The 18,300-nt window shown below is 73.4% G+C and carries 19 protein-coding genes and 1 tRNA gene; 10 read left to right on the forward strand and 10 right to left on the reverse strand.

The genetic code is table 11. The annotated features are described in order from the left end of the window. Window positions 1-15 precede the first annotated feature (15 nt). The 3 genes from V2J52_RS09265 (at window position 16) to V2J52_RS09275 (ending at window position 2,138) form a co-directional block, all read left to right on the forward strand. A complete protein-coding gene (locus V2J52_RS09265; protein ID WP_331227397.1) occupies window positions 16-1,521 on the forward strand; it encodes a leucine-rich repeat domain-containing protein in 1,506 nt (501 codons plus the stop codon). A gap of 40 nt (window positions 1,522-1,561) precedes the next feature. After that, complete coding sequence (bcp, locus tag V2J52_RS09270; RefSeq protein WP_434056402.1) at window positions 1,562-2,038, forward strand: thioredoxin-dependent thiol peroxidase; 477 nt, start codon at window positions 1,562-1,564, stop codon at window positions 2,036-2,038. A 15-nt stretch (window positions 2,039-2,053) separates the two neighbouring features. After that, window positions 2,054-2,138: transfer RNA gene (locus V2J52_RS09275), tRNA-Leu, on the forward strand. Between the two features lie 14 nt (window positions 2,139-2,152). Here V2J52_RS09275 and V2J52_RS09280 read toward each other — a convergent pair. Together V2J52_RS09280 and V2J52_RS09285 are read right to left on the reverse strand one after the other, a co-directional pair. Beyond that, complete coding sequence (locus tag V2J52_RS09280) at window positions 2,153-2,317, reverse strand: hypothetical protein (protein ID WP_331227399.1); 165 nt, start codon at window positions 2,315-2,317, stop codon at window positions 2,153-2,155. 79 nt (window positions 2,318-2,396) lie between these two features. Continuing rightward, the gene (locus V2J52_RS09285; RefSeq protein ID WP_331227400.1) at window positions 2,397-2,531 is read right to left on the reverse strand and encodes a hypothetical protein; all 135 of its coding nucleotides are present in this window, start codon (window positions 2,529-2,531) and stop codon (window positions 2,397-2,399) included. A 177-nt stretch (window positions 2,532-2,708) separates the two neighbouring features. Here V2J52_RS09285 and V2J52_RS09290 point away from each other — a divergent pair, with 177 nt between their 5' ends. Beyond that, window positions 2,709-3,236 carry a DUF4916 domain-containing protein gene (locus V2J52_RS09290; protein WP_331227401.1) on the forward strand — a complete coding sequence of 176 codons (528 nt, stop codon included), beginning with the start codon at window positions 2,709-2,711 and terminating at the stop codon, window positions 3,234-3,236. Further along, window positions 3,233-3,628: a DUF3054 domain-containing protein gene (locus tag V2J52_RS09295; protein WP_331227402.1), complete on the forward strand. Its 396-nt coding sequence runs from the start codon at window positions 3,233-3,235 to the stop codon at window positions 3,626-3,628. The genes V2J52_RS09290 and V2J52_RS09295 overlap by 4 nt, the downstream gene beginning before the upstream one ends. On the opposite strand, the gene rdgB is transcribed toward V2J52_RS09295, so the two are convergent. The 3 genes from rdgB to V2J52_RS09310 are packed head-to-tail and all read right to left on the reverse strand — an operon-like array spanning window position 3,625 to window position 5,584. Next, entirely contained in the window at window positions 3,625-4,248 is a 624-nt protein-coding gene (rdgB, locus tag V2J52_RS09300) for an RdgB/HAM1 family non-canonical purine NTP pyrophosphatase (RefSeq protein WP_331227403.1), read from the reverse strand. The genes V2J52_RS09295 and rdgB overlap by 4 nt on opposite strands. Continuing rightward, on the reverse strand, window positions 4,245-5,012 hold the full coding sequence (gene rph, locus V2J52_RS09305; protein WP_331227404.1) for a ribonuclease PH: 768 nt from the start codon (window positions 5,010-5,012) through the stop codon (window positions 4,245-4,247). The genes rdgB and rph overlap by 4 nt, the downstream gene beginning before the upstream one ends. Next, window positions 5,009-5,584, reverse strand: a complete 576-nt coding sequence (locus V2J52_RS09310; RefSeq protein ID WP_331227405.1) for a TetR/AcrR family transcriptional regulator — start codon at window positions 5,582-5,584, stop codon at window positions 5,009-5,011. Before V2J52_RS09310 ends, rph begins: the two co-directional genes overlap by 4 nt. Window positions 5,585-5,689: 105 nt before the next feature. On the opposite strand from V2J52_RS09310, the gene V2J52_RS09315 reads away from it, so the two are divergent. The 4 genes from V2J52_RS09315 to V2J52_RS09330 are packed head-to-tail and all read left to right on the forward strand — an operon-like array spanning window position 5,690 to window position 10,721. Further along, window positions 5,690-7,357, forward strand: coding sequence for an ABC transporter substrate-binding protein (locus V2J52_RS09315; RefSeq protein ID WP_331227406.1), 1,668 nt, complete (start codon window positions 5,690-5,692; stop codon window positions 7,355-7,357). A 6-nt stretch (window positions 7,358-7,363) separates the two neighbouring features. Further along, the gene (locus V2J52_RS09320; protein WP_331227407.1) at window positions 7,364-8,353 is read left to right on the forward strand and encodes an ABC transporter permease; all 990 of its coding nucleotides are present in this window, start codon (window positions 7,364-7,366) and stop codon (window positions 8,351-8,353) included. Next, window positions 8,353-9,156: an ABC transporter permease gene (locus tag V2J52_RS09325; protein WP_331227408.1), complete on the forward strand. Its 804-nt coding sequence runs from the start codon at window positions 8,353-8,355 to the stop codon at window positions 9,154-9,156. Before V2J52_RS09320 ends, V2J52_RS09325 begins: the two co-directional genes overlap by 1 nt. Then, window positions 9,153-10,721: an ABC transporter ATP-binding protein gene (locus tag V2J52_RS09330; protein ID WP_331227409.1), complete on the forward strand. Its 1,569-nt coding sequence runs from the start codon at window positions 9,153-9,155 to the stop codon at window positions 10,719-10,721. Before V2J52_RS09325 ends, V2J52_RS09330 begins: the two co-directional genes overlap by 4 nt. Here the strand turns inward: V2J52_RS09330 and cuyB are convergent. Further along, window positions 10,718-11,425: a cysteate racemase gene (cuyB, locus tag V2J52_RS09335; protein ID WP_331227410.1), complete on the reverse strand. Its 708-nt coding sequence runs from the start codon at window positions 11,423-11,425 to the stop codon at window positions 10,718-10,720. The two genes, V2J52_RS09330 and cuyB, sit on opposite strands and share 4 nt — an antisense overlap. Beyond that, window positions 11,422-13,188 (reverse strand): dihydroxy-acid dehydratase, encoded by a 1,767-nt coding sequence (gene ilvD, locus V2J52_RS09340; protein ID WP_331227411.1) that lies wholly within the window; start codon window positions 13,186-13,188, stop codon window positions 11,422-11,424. The genes cuyB and ilvD overlap by 4 nt, the downstream gene beginning before the upstream one ends. Before the next feature lie 179 nt (window positions 13,189-13,367). Between ilvD and V2J52_RS09345 the strand changes: the two genes are divergently transcribed. Continuing rightward, the gene (locus V2J52_RS09345) at window positions 13,368-14,858 is read left to right on the forward strand and encodes a M81 family metallopeptidase (protein WP_331227412.1); all 1,491 of its coding nucleotides are present in this window, start codon (window positions 13,368-13,370) and stop codon (window positions 14,856-14,858) included. Window positions 14,859-14,863: 5 nt separating this feature from the next. Here V2J52_RS09345 and V2J52_RS09350 read toward each other — a convergent pair whose 3' ends face one another. Genes V2J52_RS09350 through V2J52_RS09360 form a run of 3 tightly spaced genes read right to left on the reverse strand, consistent with a single transcriptional unit; the run spans window position 14,864 to window position 18,265 of the window. Further along, the gene (locus V2J52_RS09350; protein ID WP_331227413.1) at window positions 14,864-16,162 is read right to left on the reverse strand and encodes an amidohydrolase; all 1,299 of its coding nucleotides are present in this window, start codon (window positions 16,160-16,162) and stop codon (window positions 14,864-14,866) included. Then, window positions 16,149-16,613 carry a RidA family protein gene (locus V2J52_RS09355; protein WP_331227414.1) on the reverse strand — a complete coding sequence of 155 codons (465 nt, stop codon included), beginning with the start codon at window positions 16,611-16,613 and terminating at the stop codon, window positions 16,149-16,151. The genes V2J52_RS09350 and V2J52_RS09355 overlap by 14 nt, the downstream gene beginning before the upstream one ends. 56 nt (window positions 16,614-16,669) lie before the next feature. After that, window positions 16,670-18,265, reverse strand: a complete 1,596-nt coding sequence (locus tag V2J52_RS09360; protein ID WP_331227415.1) for an N-acyl-D-amino-acid deacylase family protein — start codon at window positions 18,263-18,265, stop codon at window positions 16,670-16,672. Between the last annotated feature and the right edge of the window lie 35 nt (window positions 18,266-18,300).

Below are 18,300 nucleotides of genomic sequence, written 5' to 3' on the forward strand. Positions count from 1 at the left end.
TCCTAGGGTTTGGCTGTGCCCATGCCGCCGTCGTCCGACCGGACCGTGCTCGTCGCCGTCGCCGTCGCCGTCGCCGTGCTGGCGGCCGCGGGGCTCGCCGTGGCTGCGGCGGACCCGCCCCTCGTCCCGAGGCTGCTCACCATCGGCGTCGGGCTGACGCCGCTCGCCTTCCTCGCCACCTCACGGTGGCGAGCCGGCCGCGTGCTCGCGGTCGTCGGCGGGCTCACGATGGTCGTCGTGGGCGTGCTCGTCCTCGTCCGGATCGGCGTTCCTGCGCTCCGGCTGCCACCGTCGTCGCGGCTGCTCCTCGTCGACGCCCACGCCGCCTACCCGCCGGTCGGGCTGGTCCTGCTGGGCGTGGCCTGGTCGACGACGGCGGTCGTCGCCGTCCAGGCCGGACGGCGGGGCCTCGTCGTGGTCGCCGGCTGGCTGGGCGGGATGACGGCGGCCGGGCTCGCTCTCGCTGTCCTGGCATGGCCGGTGTATCGCCTCGTCCGCAGCGACGCCCTCGAGCTCACCGCCGGCCAGGTTGCCGCTGCTGCCCTCGGCGCCGCCGTCGCCGTCGTCGTCCCGCTGCTCGCTCACCGCACGGCACGGTTCTTGCCGTCACGTGCCGGTGGCCCCGCTCGGCCCGCGCGGCATGGGCTGCGGCTCGCCGTCGCTACCGGCGTCCTAGCCGTGGTCGCAGTGGCGGGTGTGCTGGTCGCTCGTCCGTTCGTGCAGCGCGAGGCCTTCGCCGAGATCCTGCCCGACGGCGCACTGGCGGCCTGCGTCGCGAGCGCGGCCGGCGCCGACGGGCCCAGCACCGGCGTCACGCGTAGCGAGCTGGCCGAGGTCCTGTCGCTCGACTGCTCCGGCTCGGGCATCCGCGACCTCACCGGCATCGGCACGCTGACGAACCTCGCGTCCCTCGAGCTTCGTGAGAACGAGGTGAGCGACCTCTCCCCGCTCGTCGGGCTGGCGAAGCTCGGCCGGCTCGGCCTCACCCACAACGAGGTCAGCGACCTCGCGCCACTGACTGAGCTGCCGGTGCTCGGTGACCTCGGGCTGTCCGGCAACCGGGTCAGCGACCTCGGGCCGCTCGCCGGCATCACGACGCTCCACCATCTGGGGCTCGCGGACAACGAGGTCACCGACGTCACGCCCCTGGCGGATCTCGACCTGCTCGGCGAGCTCGACCTCTCCCGGAACCGGGTCGTCGACGTCGGTCCGCTCGCCGGGCTTGACCGGCTCGGCCGGTTGACCATCGCCGACAACCACCTGAGCGACCCGTCGCCGCTGGGCAGGCTCCCGGTGCTCACGATGCTGGACGTCTCCCGTAACGAGATCGCCGCCCCCTCCCTGTTCACCGGATTCCCGGAGCTGACCGAGCTGTGGGTGGGCGCGAACCCGGTGGACGACCTTGCCCCGCTGGCGGAGCTGCCCTCGCTCACCGGGGTGGACATCAGCGGCCTGGCCGACGCCACCGGTCGTGACGTCCTCGAGTCCCACGGCGTTTATGTCGGCGGCGGCGCCAAGTGAGATGCTGGGCGCGACGTCCAGAACCGACCGAAGGAGAACCGTGGCCCGGCTCGCTGTGGGAGACACCGTCCCCGACTTCACGCTTACCGCCTCCGACGGGTCCGAGGTGAGCCTCGCCGCGTTGCGTGGGTCCGCCGAGCAGGGCGTCGTCGTCTACTTCTATCCCGCCGCCGCGACCCCGGGCTGCACCACGCAGGCCTGCGACTTCCGCGACAACCTCAATGCGCTGGCGGCCAAGGGCTACACGGTGGTCGGGGTCTCCCCCGACGAGCCGGCCAAGCTCGCCTCGTTCGCCGCCGACGAGGGCCTGACCTTCCCCCTCGTCTCGGACCCGGAGCACGAGGTCATCGAGGCCTGGGGCGCGTGGGGCGAGAAGAAGAACTACGGGCGCACCTACGAGGGCCTCATCCGCTCCACGGTCGTCGTCGACCCGGCGGGTACCGTCACGCTGGCTCAGTACAACGTCAAGGCCACCGGCCATGTCGCTCGCCTCCGCAAGGAGCTCGGGGTCGACTAGCCTGATCCCGGGCACGCGCGAGTGGCGTAATTGGCAGCCGCGCCAGGTTTAGGTCCTGGTGTCTTCGGACGTGCGGGTTCGAGTCCCGCCTCGCGCACCAGCCGCGCCGCTGGGTCAGGCCGTCGCCAGCAGGCCGGCGGCCCAGGCGGCGCGGTACTCGGCCACGGTGGCGTCGTCGAACTCCGTCAGCTCGTCGTACCCGGGCCCGGAGTCGATGAACGCGGTGAGCTCGTACGGCTGGGCGCCCAGCTCGGCAGCGAGGCTACGAATAGTGGCCATGGCAATTGACTCCCCGTGTCGATTGTCCGTCCAGAAGTCAAACGATACGGCGAGCCGGCCGCCCGGCAACCGGAACTGTCTACGACCGTTCCTCGCGGGCCCTGACCGACTCGGTCCGTGCGCCGACGAGCTCGAGCTCTCGGCGCCAGTACTCGTAGAAGTCCTCGATCGGCCGGGACGTGCCGTCCTCGTGACCAACCTGTTCAACCCGCATGATGCCTCCCGAGCTGTGCCGCCGAGGTGATCTCGTGCCACAACCATGGCGTGGCCACCCGCAGCCGGGCAATCCTGCGAGCGCAGTAATCCGGCTACGACTTTCGTCGCTCCCCGGCGCCGTTGATACGCTGCGAATCCCGCGCTCGCGCACCACCCCGACCACGACGGAGACACCATGAGCGGTCTGGCCTCGGACGACATCACCCCGTGGCTCCCGCCGGACGAGCTCGAGTTCGTCCGCGCCCGGGTCCCGATGCTCTACCTCGACCTGCTGCCGGTCAGGGTCGGTGCCACCGGCGCGGTGGAGGAGGTCGGTCTGCTGCTGCGGGTGTCCCAGGGCAGCCTCACCCGCGCCCTCGTCTCCGGCCGGGTGCTCTACCACGAGACGATCCGCCAGGCGGTGGTGCGCCACCTGGAGAAGGACCTCGGGCCGCTGTGCCTGCCGCGCCTCGCGCCGTCGCTGCAGCCGCTGACCGTCGGCGAGTACTTCCCCACCCCCGGGCAGGGCTTCCACGACTCCCGGCAGCACGCCGTGTCGCTGGTCTACGTCGTTCCGGTCGACGGCGACTGCCAGCCGCAGCAGGACACCCTCGAGCTCAGCTGGTTCAGCCCGCAGGCCGCCCTCGAGCCGGACGTCCTCGCCGAGCTGGTCGACGGCCACGAGGCCGTGCTCCGGCTCGCGCTGTCGCAGGCCGCACGTTGACCGCGACCACCCGCCCCAGCCTCGGCTCCGCCATCGCCATCATGCTCGTCGACTGGCTGGCGATCCTCGTCTTCATCTTCGCCGGCCTCGGCAGCCACGACCAGCAGGCGACCCTCGGCAACCTGCTGCTCACCGCGTGGCCGTTCCTCGTGGCACGGATGGTCGCGCTCCCCGCCGTCCGCGGCCGCGCGGAGGCGCTGTGGCCCGGCGGCGTCATCGCCTGGCTCGTCACCTGGGCGCTGGGCATGGGGCTGCGTGCCCTCACCGGGGCCGGGACGGCGCTGGCGTTCGTCCTCGTGTCCCTCGGGATGCTCGGGCTGCTGCTCCTCGGCTGGCGGCTGCTGTCCGCCGTCGTGCGCTGGCAGGTCCGGCGCAACGCCGAGCTGGACTAGGCGCCCAGCACCGCCGCGATCCGCGGGGCCAGCGCGCGCAGCGCCTTGCCGCGGTGACTGATGGCGTTCTTCTCCTCGGCACTGAGCTCGGCCGCCGACCGGCGCTCGCCGTCGGGCTGCAGGATCGGGTCGTAGCCGAAGCCGCCGTCACCGCGAGGCGCGCGCAGCAGCGTGCCGGGCATCGCGCCGACCTCCACCACCTCGCGGCCGTCGGGCGTGACGAGCGCAGCCGCGCAGACGAACTGCGCGGCGCGATGCTCGTCTGGGACGTCACCGAGCTGGGCAAGCAACAGCTCGAGGTTGGCGCGGTCGTCGCCGTGGCGACCCGCCCACCGGGCCGAGAAGATCCCCGGGGCGCCGCCAAGCACGTCGACGGCGAGGCCAGAGTCGTCCGCGACGGCCGGCAGGCCGGTGGCCGCGGCAAGCGCTCGCGCCTTGACCAGCGCGTTCTCCTCGAAGGTGACGCCGTCCTCGACCGGGTCGAGGTCCCCGACGTCGGCGGCTCCGACGACGTCGCCCTCGGTCAGCCCCGGCAGCAGGGGCGCGAGGATGGCGCGCAGCTCACCGATCTTGTGGACGTTGCGGGTCGCGAGGACGAGCCGCGGGCTGGCGCTGCTCACGCCTGGTTGGGCAGCGGCAGGGCCAGCGCGGCGCGCTGCAGCTCGGTGAGCTTGGCGGTGCCCGCGACGGCGAGGTCGAGCAGCTCGTCGAGCTCGTGGCGCTCGAACGGCTTGCGCTCGGCGGTGCCCTGCACCTCGACGAACCCGCCGCTGCCGGTGACGACGACGTTCATGTCCGTCTCCGCCGCGACGTCCTCGACGTAGGGCAGGTCGAGCACCGGCTGCCCGCCGACGATCCCGACGCTCACTGCCGCGACCGAGTCGGTGAGCACCTGGCCCGCGGCCACCGCGCCCTGCGCCTGGCCCCACGTGATGGCATCGACGAGTGCGACGTACGCGCCGGTGATCGCCGCGGTGCGGGTGCCGCCGTCGGCCTGCAGGACGTCGCAGTCGAGCACGATGGTGTTCTCGCCCAGCGCGCTGACGTCGATGATGGCGCGCAGCGAGCGGCCGATGAGCCGGGAGATCTCGTGGGTGCGCCCGCCGACCCGGCCCTTGATGGACTCCCGGTCGCTGCGGGTGTTGGTCGCGCGGGGCAGCATCGCGTACTCCGCGGTCACCCAGCCCTGGCCCGAGCCCTTGCGCCAGCGCGGCACGCCCTGCGTGAAGGACGCGGCGCACAGCACCCGGGTGCCGCCGAACTCGACGAGGACGCTGCCCTCGGCGTGGTCCAGCCAGCCACGGGTGATGGTGATCTTCCGGAGCTCGTCGGATGCGCGGCCGTCGGCGCGGGGAACGAGGGTGCTCGCGGAGGTCGAAGTCATCGGTCCAGCGTACCCGCGTCCGCGATCATCCCCAGCGCATCGCCGAGGACCTCGGGGAACGGCGTCCGTCCCGGCGCCCGCCGCGACCAGGCCCGCAACGCAGCGAGGAACGCGCCCGCCTGCGCCGCCCCCACGACCTCCGCGTGCAGGTCAGCCAGCCCCCGCGCGCGCAGGTGGCCGGCGATGATCCGGGCGGCACGCCGCTGCCGCCGCGCCGCGGACTCCTCCAGCTCCTCCGCCACGCCCATCGGCTCGGCGTTGGCGAACGCGAGCAGCACGGTGCCAGGTTCCAGCCGGGCGGCCACGCGCAGCAGTGCGGCGGCGCTCTGCGTCACCGCGCCGTCGTCCGTCGGCGAGGACACCAGCTCGGCAGGCAGGCCGTCGAGCGCGTCGTCGACCGAGGTCCACAGCAGGTCGCTCTTCGCCGGCACGTAGTTGAAGAAGGTGGCCCGACTCACGCCGGCACGCTGCGTGATGTCAGCCACAGAGGTCGCCTCGTACCCCTGCTCGAGGAACAGCTCGCACGCCGCTTCCTCGAGGACCGCGCGGGAAACGGCCCGGGGCCTGCCCACTTTCCGCTCCTGCCGCATGCCGAGATCCTAACGTTGTCCCGGCCACGACAGGCGATATTGTTGGACGCAGACCAATAATGCGTTTCGAGTAGCGAGGACCCTCCCATGGCCCAGGCCCCCACCCCCGCCAGGCTCGCTGCCGGCGCCGTCGCGCTCAGCCTGCTGCTCGCGGCGTGCGGCAGCGGCGCCGGCTCCGACTCGCCCGACGCCAGCGGTGAGCCGGCCGACGGCGGCACGCTCGTCTACGCCACCGGCGACGCGGAGCCGACCTGCCTCGATCCCCACGTGGGCGGCAACTACCCGCAGGCGCTCATCAGCACCCAGTACCTCGAGCCGCTCGTCGGCCGCGACGCCGACGGCGAGATCCAGCCGTGGCTGGCCACCGAGTGGGACGTCAGCGACGACGGCCTCACCTGGGACCTCACGCTGGCCGAGGGCATCACCTTCAGCGACGGCACCCCGCTGGACGCCGAGGCCGTCAAGGTCAACGTCGAGCACCTGCAGGACCCCGAGACTGCCTCCTCCACCGGCTACCTCGCGGTGCAGAAGATCGCCGAGGTGGAGCCGGTGGACGCCACCCACGTGCGGTTCCACCTGAGCGAGCCGGACTCCGCGCTGCTCGAGTCCTTCACCATGCAGTGGACGGCGATCCAGTCCCCCGCCGGCATCGCCCGTGGGATGGACGAGAACTGCGCCGCGCCGATCGGCACCGGGCCCTTCGTGGTCTCCGAGTGGGTGCCCCAGCAGCACGTCATCCTCGACCGCAACGAGGACTACGCCACCCACGGCCCGCAGGCCCAGAACGACGGCGCCGCGCACCTCGAGCGCATCGAGTGGCGCTTCATCCCCGACCCGGCCACCCGCTGGGCGGCGCTGCAGGCCGGCGAGGTGCACGTCATCGACAACCCCGAGCCTGACGCGATCGTCACGGCCGAGGCCGGCGAGGAGATCACCCACATCGCCGCCCCGCGGCCCGGGGCGGCGAACCGGATCGAGCTCAACTCCTCCCAGCCGCCGTTCGACGACGCCGGCGTGCGCGAGGCCTTCGTCCGCTCCGCCGACATCGACCCGGGGATCGAGGCCCTCTACCAGGGCGTCGCCACCCGGTCCTTCTCCCCGCTCTCGAGCGTGGAGCCCCTCGGCTACAGCGACCCCTCGCTGTTCGGCACCGACGTCCCGGAGGCCGAGCGCCTGCTCGACGAGGCCGGCTGGGACGAGGTCGACGACGAGGGCTACCGCGTGCGCGAAGGCGAGCGCCTCACCGTCCGCTTCCCGGTGAGCACCAACCAGTCAGTAGCCGCCGAGCGGGCACTGTTCGAGCAGGTCCAGGCCAACACCAAGCGGGTCGGCTTCGAGGTCGTCCTCACCCCACTCGACCTCTCCGGCTGGTACGGCGCCCTGGCCGCGCCCGCGGACGGCGGCGAGAACACCTATGAGGCGGTCAGCGCCCCGTACACCAAGGTCGGCCCCGACGTGCTGCGGATCCTCTTCCACTCCGACAGCACGGTGCCCGCGCCGAGCGGCTACTTCGCCAACCTCGCCCAGGTGACCGACGACGAGATCGACGCGACCCTCGAGGAAGCCGCCCGGATCACCGACCCGGAGCAGCGCGCCGAGCTCTACGCACAGGTGCAGCAGCAGGTCCTCGAGGGCTACTACCTGCTGCCGCTCTACGACCAGCAGAACCACTTCCTCACCCGCGGGGTGACCGGGGTGGCCACGCTGGGCACGGTGGCGACGCCGACCTTCATCGACACGCGCCTGACGTCCTGACGCCCGATGCCCGTCCTGCGCTGGCTGCTCGGCCGGCTCGCCGCCGCGGCCCTCGTCGCCTGGGTCGTCGCCACCGTGGTGTTCTTCGCGCTGCGGTCGGCCGGCGGCGACCCCTCCGAGGCGATCCTCGGCGGGCCGGGCTCCCAGGCGAGCCCGGAGGCGATGGCGCAGGTGCGCGAGGAGTACCGGCTCGACGATCCGCTCGTCGTCCAGTACCTGCTGCAGCTCGCCCGCACGCTCACCTTCCAGCTGGGTGACTCCTACGCCCGACGGCGGCCGGTCGCCGAGCTCATCGGTGACCAGATCGGCGGCACCCTCGTGCTCGCGGGCCTCGCGCTCGTCCTCGCCTGGCTCATCGCACTGGCGGTCGCGACGCTCGCCGGCCGCTCCCGCGGCCGGGCCAGTCGACCCGTGGTGGCGGTGCTGCGCGGCGCGGAGGTGGTGGCCTCGGTGATGCCCCACTTCTGGCTCGGCGCGGTCCTCATCGCGGTCTTCGCCGGCGGGCTGGGCTGGCTGCCGGCGACGAGCAGCGGCAGCTCCCTGCGCGCCCTGCTGCTGCCGGCGATCACCCTCGCGGTCCCGGTCGCGGGCTTCCTCGGCCAGGTGATGCGCGACAGCCTCGACGAGGCGCACCTCGCCCCCTTCGCGACGACGTCGCGGACCCGGGGCGCCTCGGAGACCTGGGTGCTGTGGCGCCACTCGCTGCGGCACGCGGCGCTGCCGGCGATCGCGCTGAGCGGCTGGGCCTTCGGCTCGCTGCTGTCCGGCGCCGTCGTGGTGGAGACGCTCTTCGGGCGTCCTGGCCTGGGCCGGCTTCTCATCGAGGCGACCCACGCCCGCGACGTCCCGCTCGTCATCGGCGTGGTGCTCGTCATCGCGCTCGGCTACGTCGTCGTCATGTCGGTCGCCGACGTCCTCGAGCGGGTCGTCGACCCGCGGCTGCGCGGGCGGGTCCGGGTCGTCACCGACACCCCCACGAGCGAGGTGATGGGCTGATGCGCCGGGTCTTGGGGCTCGGCGGGCTGGTGAGCCTCGCCGTCATCGTCCTCGTCGTGCTCGCTGCGCTCTGGCCGGGGCTGCTCGCGCCCGGCGACCCCACCGCGGTCGCGCCGTCGGACGCCTTCGCCGCCCCCAGCGCGGCGGCGTGGTTCGGCACGGACACCTCCGGCCGGGACGTCTTCACCCGGGTGGTCCACGGCGCGGGCCAATCGCTGGGCATCGGCGCCGCGGCGACCGCCATCGGGATGGCGCTCGGGGTGCTGCTCGGCTTCGGTGCCGCGCTCGGGCCACGCTGGCTCGACGGCGTGCTCAGCCGGGTCATCGAGGTGCTCTTCGCGCTGCCGAGCCTCGTGCTCGCGCTGCTGCTGGTCTCGGTGATGGGCGCCGGCGTCCGCGCGTCGGTGATCGCCGTCGGGCTGGCGACCGCGCCGGGCTATGCCCGCATCCTGCGCTCGCGCGCCCAGGCCGTCACCCGCAGCCCCTACGTGCAGGCCGCTCGGCTCGAGGGCCTCGCCGGGCCGCCGGTGTTCGCCCGGCACGTGCTGCCCAACACGGTGTGGCCGCTGGTGGCGGTGGCGACGCTCGGCATCGGGCAGGCCATCGTGTGGGTGTCGGCGCTCAGCTACCTCGGCCTCGGCGCGCTGCCGCCGTCCCCGGAGTGGGGCGCGATGCTCAACGACGGGAGGCTGTACATCACCAGCGCCTGGTGGCTCACCGTGGCGCCGGGCCTGGCGATCACCGCGACGGCCGCGGCGCTGACCATGCTCGGACGACGGATCAGCGCGGTGGCACCGGCATGAACGACACCGAACCGATCCTCGACATCGCCGGGCTCAGCGTGAGCTTCCCCGGGGTCGGCGCCGTGCTGGACGACGTCGACCTGCGGCTGCTGCCGGGGCGCTGCCTGGCGATCGTCGGCGAGTCCGGCGCCGGCAAGTCGGTGCTGGCGCGCAGCATCGTCGGCCTCGCGGGTGAGGGCGGCGCGCCCGCGCGGGTCACGGCATCGAGGTTCACCGTCGCCGGGCACGACGTGCGCACCGCCACGCAACGCACCTGGCGCCGACTGCGCGGGGCGCACGTGGGCTTCGTGCTGCAGGACGCGCTGCAGTCACTCGACCCGTTGCGCACGGTCGGCGCCGAGGTCGGCGAGGCGCTGCGGCTGCGCGGCGTGGGACGGGTCGAGCGCGCACGGCGGGTCGAGGAGGCGCTCGCCCTCGCCGGGCTGGACGAGCCCGCGGTGCGCGCCGCCCAGCGTCCCGGTGAGCTGTCCGGCGGCATGCGGCAGCGCGCCCTCATCGCCTCGGCGATCGTCTCCGACCCGCCGCTGCTCGTCGCCGACGAGCCGACGACGGCGCTGGACGCCACCGTCGCGCGCGGCGTGCTCGACCTGCTCGCCGGGCTGCGCGACGCCGGGCGGGCCGTGCTGCTGGTCACCCACGACCTGTCCGCCGTCGCGCGGATCGCCGACGACGTCGCCGTGCTCGACGCCGGCCGGGTCGTCGAGCACGGGCCGGTCGACGAGGTGCTGCGCCGGCCGCGGCACGAGGTCACCCGGGCGCTGCTCGCCGCGGTGCCGCGCGGGCCCCGGCCGGGCGCGGCGGAGACCGGTACTCACGTGCCCGACGGCGAGATCCTGCGCGCCACCGGGCTGCGGCACCACTACCGGCTGCCGGGCGGAGGCTCGGTGGCCGCGCTCGACGACGTCGACCTCGTCGTGCGGCGCGGTGAGGCGCTGGGCGTCGTCGGCGAGTCCGGCAGCGGGAAGTCGACCCTCGCCCGGATGCTCGTGGCCGCCGAGCAGCCGGACGCCGGGACGGTGCTGCTCGACGGCGAGCCGTGGTCGCAGGTGACCGAGCGGCACCGCCGGGCGCGCCGCGCGCTGGTGCGGCTCGTGCCGCAGGACCCGCTGGGCTCCTTCGACCCACGCTGGAGCGCCGGGCGGATCCTGCAGGCGGCGCTGCGGGTCGCCGGCAGCGCCCGGACGCCCGCCGAGCTGCTGGCGATGGTGCGGCTGCCGGCGGAGGTGCTGCGCCGCCGGCCGCGGTCGTTGTCCGGCGGGCAGCGGCAGCGGCTGGCCATCGCACGGGCGCTGGCCGCCGAGCCGGCCGTGCTCGTGCTCGACGAGCCCGTCTCCGCGCTCGACGTCACCGTGCAGGCGGCGATCCTCGACCTGCTCGTCGACCTCCAGGAACGCACCGGCACCGCGCTCGTGCTCATCTCCCACGACCTCGCCGTGGTGCGCAAGGTCTGCGCGACGGTCGCGGTGATGGACCGCGGCCGGATCATCGAGCACGGGCCGGTGGAGGACGTCTGGGCGCGGCCCGCTCACTCCGTGACGCGGGCGCTTCTGGAGGCTGCGTCCTAGCTCGACCCGCGGGCCGCCTCGACGGTCCGTCCGGCGAGGATCGCCGTCGGATCGACCAACCGCGTGGGCAGCTCCTGCGAGGTGAGCAGCAGCGGCAGCTCGGTGCACGCGGCGACGACGACGTCCGCTCCGCGCTCGGCCAGGCCGGCGGCGACACCGATCAGCGCAGCCTTCTGGCCGGGCGAGACCGTCCGCGACTTCACCGCGAAGATCGTCTCCATCACCGACCGCTGATCTGCAGCGGCGGGGACGACCGGCTCGATCGCCGCACCCTCGAGGCCGTCCTGGTAGAGGCGAGCCGTCAAGGTCGCGTCGGTGGCGAGGATCCCCGCGCGCCGGACTCCCGGCAGCGCTGCGAGGTGGTCGACGGTGGCGTCAATGATGCTGAGGTAGTCGAGGTCCACCTGCTGGCGCACCCGCGGCAGGAAGGCGTGGGCACCGTTGCACACGACCACGTAGAACGCCGCGCCCGCCGCCGCGAGGTGGCGGGCGCCCTCGACCAGCCGCGGCGTCGGGTCCTCGCCGTCCCCGGCGATCGCCGCGCTCCGGTCGGGGACCGTGGGGTCCGCCCAGATCATCACGCGCAGGTGGTCCTGATCGCGCTGCGCGGCGGTGGCGGCGATGAGTTTGGCGTAGAAGTCGACCGTCGCCGCCGGCCCCATCCCCCCGAGGACGCCCACGAGCGGCGGCTCGGCACGTCTCACCTGGTCACGCTCATGCCTCCACCGAGCAGCGCGGGCCGGGCCAGTGCCGTGTACTGGCCCAGGGCACCGGTGTGCGAGATCGCCGGACGGGTCCACGCCGCACGGCGCCGGTCCCACTCGCGCTCGACGTCCCCTGGCGCCACCCGCGCCCCCCGCAGGCCCACGACGTCGAGGCTGCGCCGGGGGATGTCGATCTCGATGAGGTCGCCGTCCTGGAGGTGGGCCAGCGGGCCACCGTCGATCGCCTCGGGGTGGGCGTACCCAATGCACGGGCCGCGGCTCGCACCGGAGAACCGTCCGTCGGTGACGAGCGCCGTGGTTGCCGCCAGGGTCGGGTCGGACGCGATCAGCTCGGACAGGAAGAACATCTCGGGCATGCCGGTGGCCCGCGGCCCCTGGTACCGGACGACGACGACGTCCCCGGGCTCGATCGCGCCGTTGACGACCATCTCGATGGCGTCCTCCTCCCGGTCGAAGACACGGGCGGGGCCGGTGTGGGTGAGCATCGAGTCCGCCACCGCGTGGGACTTGACGATCGCCCCGTCGGCCAGGTTCCCGGTGAGCAAGGCGGTCGAGCCGGACTCGTAGACGGGGTCGTCGATGGGCCGGATCACCTGCTGCGCCTGCAGCTGGTAGTTGCCGAGGAACATGGCGGCGTGCCGCTGGAGCTGCCCGCCGATGAGCCGCTCGAGGTTCTGCCCCACCGTCACGCCGCTGACGGTCAGCGCATCCAGGTGCAGCCGGTCGCCGAGCTGGAGCATGAGGGCGGGTACCCCGCCGGCGTACCAGAAGAGCTCGGTCGGGTAGCGTCCGGCGGTCTTGGCGTCGACCAGCACGGGGGTCCGGCGGTGGATCTCGTCGAAGTCCTCCGCTGTGATCGTGATCCCGGCCTCCTGCGCGATCGCCGTCAGGTGCATCACGGCGTTGAGCGAGCCACCGATCGCTGCGTGCACGGTGATCGCGTTCTCGAAGGCTTCACGGGTGAGGATCTGGCGCGACGTGATGCCGTCGCGCAGCAGCTGCACGGCCTGCTCGCCGGCGGCCCGCGCCATCCGCCGCAGCTCGGCCATCGGGGCGGGGATCAGCGCGGCCCAGGGCAGCGCCAGCCCGAGCGCCTCGGACATCACCTGCATCGTGGCGGCGGTGCCCATGTACTGGCATGCCCCGCAGCCGGGGCAAGCGAAGCGCTGGAACGCGAGGAACTCGTCGAGCTCCATCGTGCCGCGGTCGACGCTGACCTTCATGCTCCACAGTTCCTCGTTGGAGCGCAGCGCCGGCCCGGACGCCATCGCGCCACCGGGCACGTGGACCGCGGGCAAGTCGAGGCGGGCCATCGCAAGCAGGTGGGCGGGGACGGCCTTGTCGCCCGACGACGCGAGCACCATCGCGTCGAACGGGGTCGCGTTGGCGTGGATCTCGACCATGTTCGCGATGAGCTCCCGGGACGCCAGCGGGTATCGCATCCCGTCGTGGGCCTGGGCGATGCCGTCACAGATGTCCGTGGTGGTGTAGTCGGCGGGCTTGCCGCCGCTCTGCAGCACGCCCTTGGCAGCTTCGGCACCGAGGTCGGCCAGGTGGTAGGAGCTGGGGTGGGAGTCCCCGGCAGCGGTCTCCACGAGGACCTGCGGGCGGGCCAGGTCGGCGACCGACCAGTCCATCGACATCCGCAGGGCATCGCCCTCGAAACTGAACTGCCGTACCCGCTGACTGGCGAGCGCCGGGTCCGCGCCGGGGATGGAGCGCGGGCTGGAGGTGGTGGTCATCATCAATCTCTCGCTAGATGGAACTTACGGTTCAGTCTCCGGCACGCAGGAGGGGAGGTCAAGGACGCTGCACGGGTTGACCGTGACGGGGAGACGTGACTAGCGTTGCAATCCTCGAAATCACCCTTCCACTAGACAGAACTTACGACCGTTTGGGCCGTGAGCCACCGGAGGAACACATGCGGATCGCCACGCTGGGCTTCAGCCACGAGGCCAACACGTTCTCCACGGTCCCGGCCGGCATCGAGCAGTGGCAGCGGGCCGGGATCCTCGAGGGTCGTGCCATCGTCGACCAGTACGGCGGCGCGCAGGCGACCATCAGCGGCTTCCTGGAGCTCGCCACCGTCGAGCACGACGTAAAGATCGTCCCGTTGGTCTTCAGCCGCATCACCCCCATGGGCTCGATCCCGGCCGACGCGTTCGAGATGCTCGTCGACCGCCTGCTCGCCGCGCTGCGGGACCACGGGCCGTGGGACGCCGTACTGCTGGCCCTGCACGGCGCCGCCGTCAGCGACGAGCACCCCGACGCCGACGGCGAGGTGACCCGCCGCGTCCGCGCCCTGGTCGGGCCGGACGTCCCGATCGGGCTGACCCTCGACATGCACGCCAACCTCTCCCCGCTCCTGGTCGACCACGCCGACGTCGTCACCGTCTACCAGACCAACCCGCACCTGGACGCCCGGTCTCGGGCGCTGACCGCCGGCCGGCTCATCGTCCGGGCGGTGCGCGGCGAGATCCGCCCCACGATGGCCCTGGAGATGCCGCCGGTAGCCATCAACATCCTCGCCCAGGGCACCGACGACTCCCCCGTCCGCGAGCTCGTCGCCCACGCCCGCCAGCAGGCCCGGCGCCCCGGCGTGCTCGACACCAGCGTCGTCGAGGGATACCCCTACGCCGACGTGGCCGAGATGGGCATGAGCTTCCTGGCGATCACCGACGGCGACGCCGCACTCGCCCAGGACGTCGCAAGGACCATGGCCCGTACCGCCTGGGACGGGCGCGAAGGCTTCGACGCCGAGGCACTGACCGTCGACGACGCGCTGGGCAGGGCCGACCGGATCGCCGACGAGGGACGCGGGCCCGTCGTCCTGCTCGACACCGGCGACAACGTCGGCGCCGGCAGCCCCGCCGACTCCACCGTGCTGCTGGCCGCGGCCCAGGCGCGCGGCGTCCGTGGCGTCTTCTGCTCGCTGTGCGACCCCGACGCGGTGCAGCAGTGCGTCGTCGCGGGCGTCGGGGCCAGCGTCGAGCTGCTGGCCGGCGGCAAGACCGACGGTCGTCACGGTGACCCGGTCCGGCTCCGGGGGACGGTCAGGCTGCTGCACGACGGCCGTTGGGAGGAGACCGGCCCGACCCACGGCGGCTTCCGGTACTTCAACACGGGCCCCGGCGCGCTGCTCGCCACCGAGGACGGTCACGACGTGCTGCTGATCAGCCGTCCGCATGGGAACGTCAGCCGGCAACAGTTGAGCGCCGTCGGGCTGGACCCCGCCCGGCAGCGGATCATCATCGCCAAGGGCGTCAACTCTCCCCGGGCGACCTTCGAGCCGATCGCGGCCGAGCTGCTCTTCGTCGGCACACCGGGGGTGACCAGCGCGGACCTGTCGACCTTCGGCTACCAGCACCGGCGGCGGCCGATGTTCCCCTTCGAGCGCGAGGCGACCTACTGACCCCCTCACCGACGTCCGCTGCGGATCGCCAGCTCCAGCAGCCGGGCGGCAGCCGGCAGCACCGACTCGTCCAGGTCGAAAGTGGCCGAGTGGTGCGGGCCGTACGTCCCCGAGCCGAGCAGCAGGTAGGCGGCGTCGCCGCCGCGGCGTTGCGTCGCGCTCATCAGCACGCTCGCGTCGTCGCTCGCCCCGAGGGACCGCGGCCCGACCGCGGTCAGTCCGGCGGCGGCGGCCCCGGCCAGCACGGCCCGCACCAGCCGCTCGTCGTTGGTCGCCGCGGTCGCCGCACCGGTGACGACGATGTCCAGGCCGACCTCGTGCATCACCGCGGCTCCCTGCAGCACCAGCCGGGCGCGCCGTTCCAGCTCGGCGTGCGACTGCTGGTCGCCCGCCCTGACCTCGGCCTCCAACCGGGCCTGGGCGGGCACGATATTGGGTGCGCCGTCGGCCCGCAGCGACCCGACGTTGACCCGTGTCGAGATCCCCGCGAAGCGCGGCAGGCCGTGCAGCGAGACGGTGGCCGCAGCCGCCGCCAGCAGCGCGTGACGGCCCTCCTGCGGGGCGTTCGCCGCATGGGCAGGGCGGCCGGTGAACGTGGCCCGCAGCTTGGTGGTGGCCAGCAGGTCGCGGGCCTCGGCGACCTCCCCCGGGCGCAGCCCGAAGCCGAGATGGAAGGCCAGCATCGTGTCGAGGTCGTCGCAGGCCCCCGCCGCGGCGAGCAGAGCCGCACCCCGCACCCCCTCCTCGGCGGGCTGGAACAGCAGCCGCACCCGGCCCGGGAAGTCCCGGTCGGCGGCGAGTCGCGCCGCCAGGTCCAGCCCGACCGCGACGTGACCGTCGTGGCCGCACGCGTGCATCCGGCCGGGGACTGCCGAGGCGAACCCGGCCCGCGCGGGGTGGTGCTCGCGGGCACCGGACTCGTGGATCGGCAACGCGTCCAGGTCGACCCGGATACCGACCGTGAGGCCCGGCCGGCTCCCCATCAGCTCGGCGACGAGGGCGGTGTGACCGCCGCTGAGCCGGTCGACGCTGACGGCGTCGACCCCGGCGGCGCGAGCCTCGACGCAGGCCTGGTCGAGCTCGTCGACCGGCGCCAGTCCGACGTAGCCGACGGCGTCGGTCAGTGCCGTACCGCCGGTCACCGACCATCCCAGCCGCTCGACGGTGCGCCAGACCAGGTCCGCGGTGCGAATCTCGCAGAACCCCAGCTCGGGCCGGGCATGGACGTGGCGGCGGACCGCGACGGGGTCCCGCGGGTCAATCAGCTCGGCGGCGGCACCGGCAGCCGGCTCAGACCGCGACAACTGCCTCGACCTCGACCGGCGTCCCCAGCGGCAGCTCGGCGACGCCGACCGCCGACCGGGCGTGATTGCCCGCCTCCCCGAGTACCTCGGCGAACACCTGGGACGCGCCGTTGGCCACCGCGGGCTGGTCCCGGAAGCCGGGTGCGCTGGCGACGAACACGGTGAGCTTGAGGACCTGCTTGACGGCCGACAGCGAGCCGAGCTCCTCCTGCAGCCTGCCGAGCAGGTTGATCGCGCACTGCCGGGCACAGGCCTGGCCGGTCGGGATGTCGACGTCGTCGCCGAGCACCCCGGTCGCCAGCAGCTCCGAGCCGACGAAGGCTACCTGCCCCGACATCATGATCACGTTCCCCTCACGGCGCAGCGGTCGGACGACGGCGTCCGGCCCGGGGACTGGGGAGAGGTCGGGCTCGAGGGCAGCGAACCGGGCGTCGGGCGTCGTGGTGGTCATGAGGTGCCTCCTGGAGTGCGCTGTCGGGTTGGTGGTGCTGGTCGTGCGCGGTGTGCTCAGCTGACCGGCTCGAGCACCCGGCCGGGGCGGACGCCGGTGTCGGCGCCGTCGAGGATCACCGCACGGCCGGCGACGAGGACGTGCCGGATCCCGATCGGTGTCAGCAGCGGCTCGTCGAAGGTCGCCCGGTCGGCCACGGTGAGCGGGTCGAGCACGACGAGGTCCGCCTCGTAGCCGGGCGCGACCACGCCGCGCCGCCCGAGCCGGAACCGCTGCGCAGGCACCGAGGTCATCCGGCGGATTATCGACGGCAGGTCGGCCACCTGGCCGTCGCGCACGTACCGGCCGAGCACCCGGGCGAAGGTGCCCGCCGTGCGGGGGTGCGGCCTGCCGGGCAGCGGGATCGTGTCGGACCCGATGAGCATCTGCGGCTGAGCCAGCAGCAGCCGGATGTCGTCCTCGCTCATCATGTGCAGCACCACCAGGACGTCCCCGCGCAGCTCGGTCAGCACCGAGGCGACGACGTCGGCCGGCTGCTGCCCCCAGGCCCGAGCGAGGTCGGCGATGCTCCGCCCCTCGATCTCGCGCCGCGCAGGGGCGCCGGCGATGACGATGCCGTCCCACCCGGCGGCGGCAGCGAAGTTCTGCCACCCCGGCAGCCCGGAGACGAACTCGGCGGCGATCCGCCGTCTGGACCTAGGATCGGCGAGGTGGGTGAGCATCGCGTCGATACCGCCCTCGTTGACCCAGGGCGGCAGGATCGCGCGGAGCATGGTGCTGCCGGCGGTGTACGGGTAGACGTCGCCGCGGACGTCGAGGCCGTCGGCCACCGCCCGGTCGATCTGGTCGATCACCGTACCGACGGTGCCCCAGCGCTCGCGGCCAGCGACCTTGATGTGCGAGAGCTGGACCGCCGCCCCGGTCCGGCGGGCCACCGCGATGCCCTCCTCGACGGCCTCGCCGACCGTCTCCATCTCGTTGCGCATATGGGTGGCATAGATGCTCCCCCGGCGCGCGAGCACCACGCCCAGCGCCCGCAGCTCCTCGGCCTGGCTGTACACGCCGGGCGGGTACACGAGCCCGCTCGACATGCCGAACGCTCCCTCGTCGAGGGCCTGCTCGAGCATCCGTTCCATCGCCGCGGCCGAGCTCGGGCCGCTGCCCACCCGGCCCAGACCCAGCACCGCGGCACGGATCGTGCCGTGCCCGATCAGCGGGGCCAGGTTGGTGGGCAGCGGCCGGCCGGCCATCGCGGTGCGGTACTCCGCGACGGTGTCGAAGGTCCGTGCCGCCCCGCCGAACACGGCCGTCACGTGGTCACGGATGAGCGCGCGACGTTCCGCGACGGCCGGGAACGGGGTCCAGCCGCAGTTGCCGACGACCTCCGACGTCACGCCTTGACGGACGGCGGCCAGCTTGACGTCCTCGGCGTCGTCGGGCAGGAAGGTGGTGAGGTCGCTGTGCGTGTGCACGTCGACGAAGCCCGGGGTCACGACCTGACCGGTGACGTCGTGCTCGCGCGCGGCACGGACGCCGGTGAGGTCGCCGACCACCTCGACGCGTCGCCCGCGCAACCCGACGTCGGCCACCACGCCGGCCGAGCCGGTGCCGTCAACGACGGTCCCCCCACGCACGATCGTGTCGAGGTTCATCTCGGTGCCTGCTCCTGTCGTCGTACGGTCAGATC

The sequence above is a fragment of the Georgenia sunbinii genome (genome assembly GCF_036421875.1).
Lineage (GTDB): Bacteria > Actinomycetota > Actinomycetes > Actinomycetales > Actinomycetaceae > Georgenia_B > Georgenia_B sunbinii.

Bases quoted from the DNA above. Each gene is read 5' to 3' on its own strand.
- rph (WP_331227404.1), bottom strand. From the start codon at position 5,012: ATGACTTCGACCTCCGCGAGCACCCTCGTTCCCCGCGCCGACGGCCGC.
- ilvD (WP_331227411.1), bottom strand. From the start codon at position 13,188: ATGACCACCACCTCCAGCCCGCGCTCCATCCCCGGCGCGGACCCGGCG.
- V2J52_RS09280 (WP_331227399.1), bottom strand. From the start codon at position 2,317: ATGGCCACTATTCGTAGCCTCGCTGCCGAGCTGGGCGCCCAGCCGTAC.
- V2J52_RS09315 (WP_331227406.1), top strand. From the start codon at position 5,690: ATGGCCCAGGCCCCCACCCCCGCCAGGCTCGCTGCCGGCGCCGTCGCG.
- V2J52_RS09325 (WP_331227408.1), top strand. From the start codon at position 8,353: ATGCGCCGGGTCTTGGGGCTCGGCGGGCTGGTGAGCCTCGCCGTCATC.
- V2J52_RS09285 (WP_331227400.1), bottom strand. From the start codon at position 2,531: ATGCGGGTTGAACAGGTTGGTCACGAGGACGGCACGTCCCGGCCGATC.
- V2J52_RS09355 (WP_331227414.1), bottom strand. From the start codon at position 16,613: ATGACCACCACGACGCCCGACGCCCGGTTCGCTGCCCTCGAGCCCGAC.
- V2J52_RS09320 (WP_331227407.1), top strand. From the start codon at position 7,364: ATGCCCGTCCTGCGCTGGCTGCTCGGCCGGCTCGCCGCCGCGGCCCTC.
- V2J52_RS09330 (WP_331227409.1), top strand. From the start codon at position 9,153: ATGAACGACACCGAACCGATCCTCGACATCGCCGGGCTCAGCGTGAGC.
- V2J52_RS09360 (WP_331227415.1), bottom strand. From the start codon at position 18,265: ATGAACCTCGACACGATCGTGCGTGGGGGGACCGTCGTTGACGGCACC.
- V2J52_RS09290 (WP_331227401.1), top strand. From the start codon at position 2,709: ATGAGCGGTCTGGCCTCGGACGACATCACCCCGTGGCTCCCGCCGGAC.
- V2J52_RS09345 (WP_331227412.1), top strand. From the start codon at position 13,368: ATGCGGATCGCCACGCTGGGCTTCAGCCACGAGGCCAACACGTTCTCC.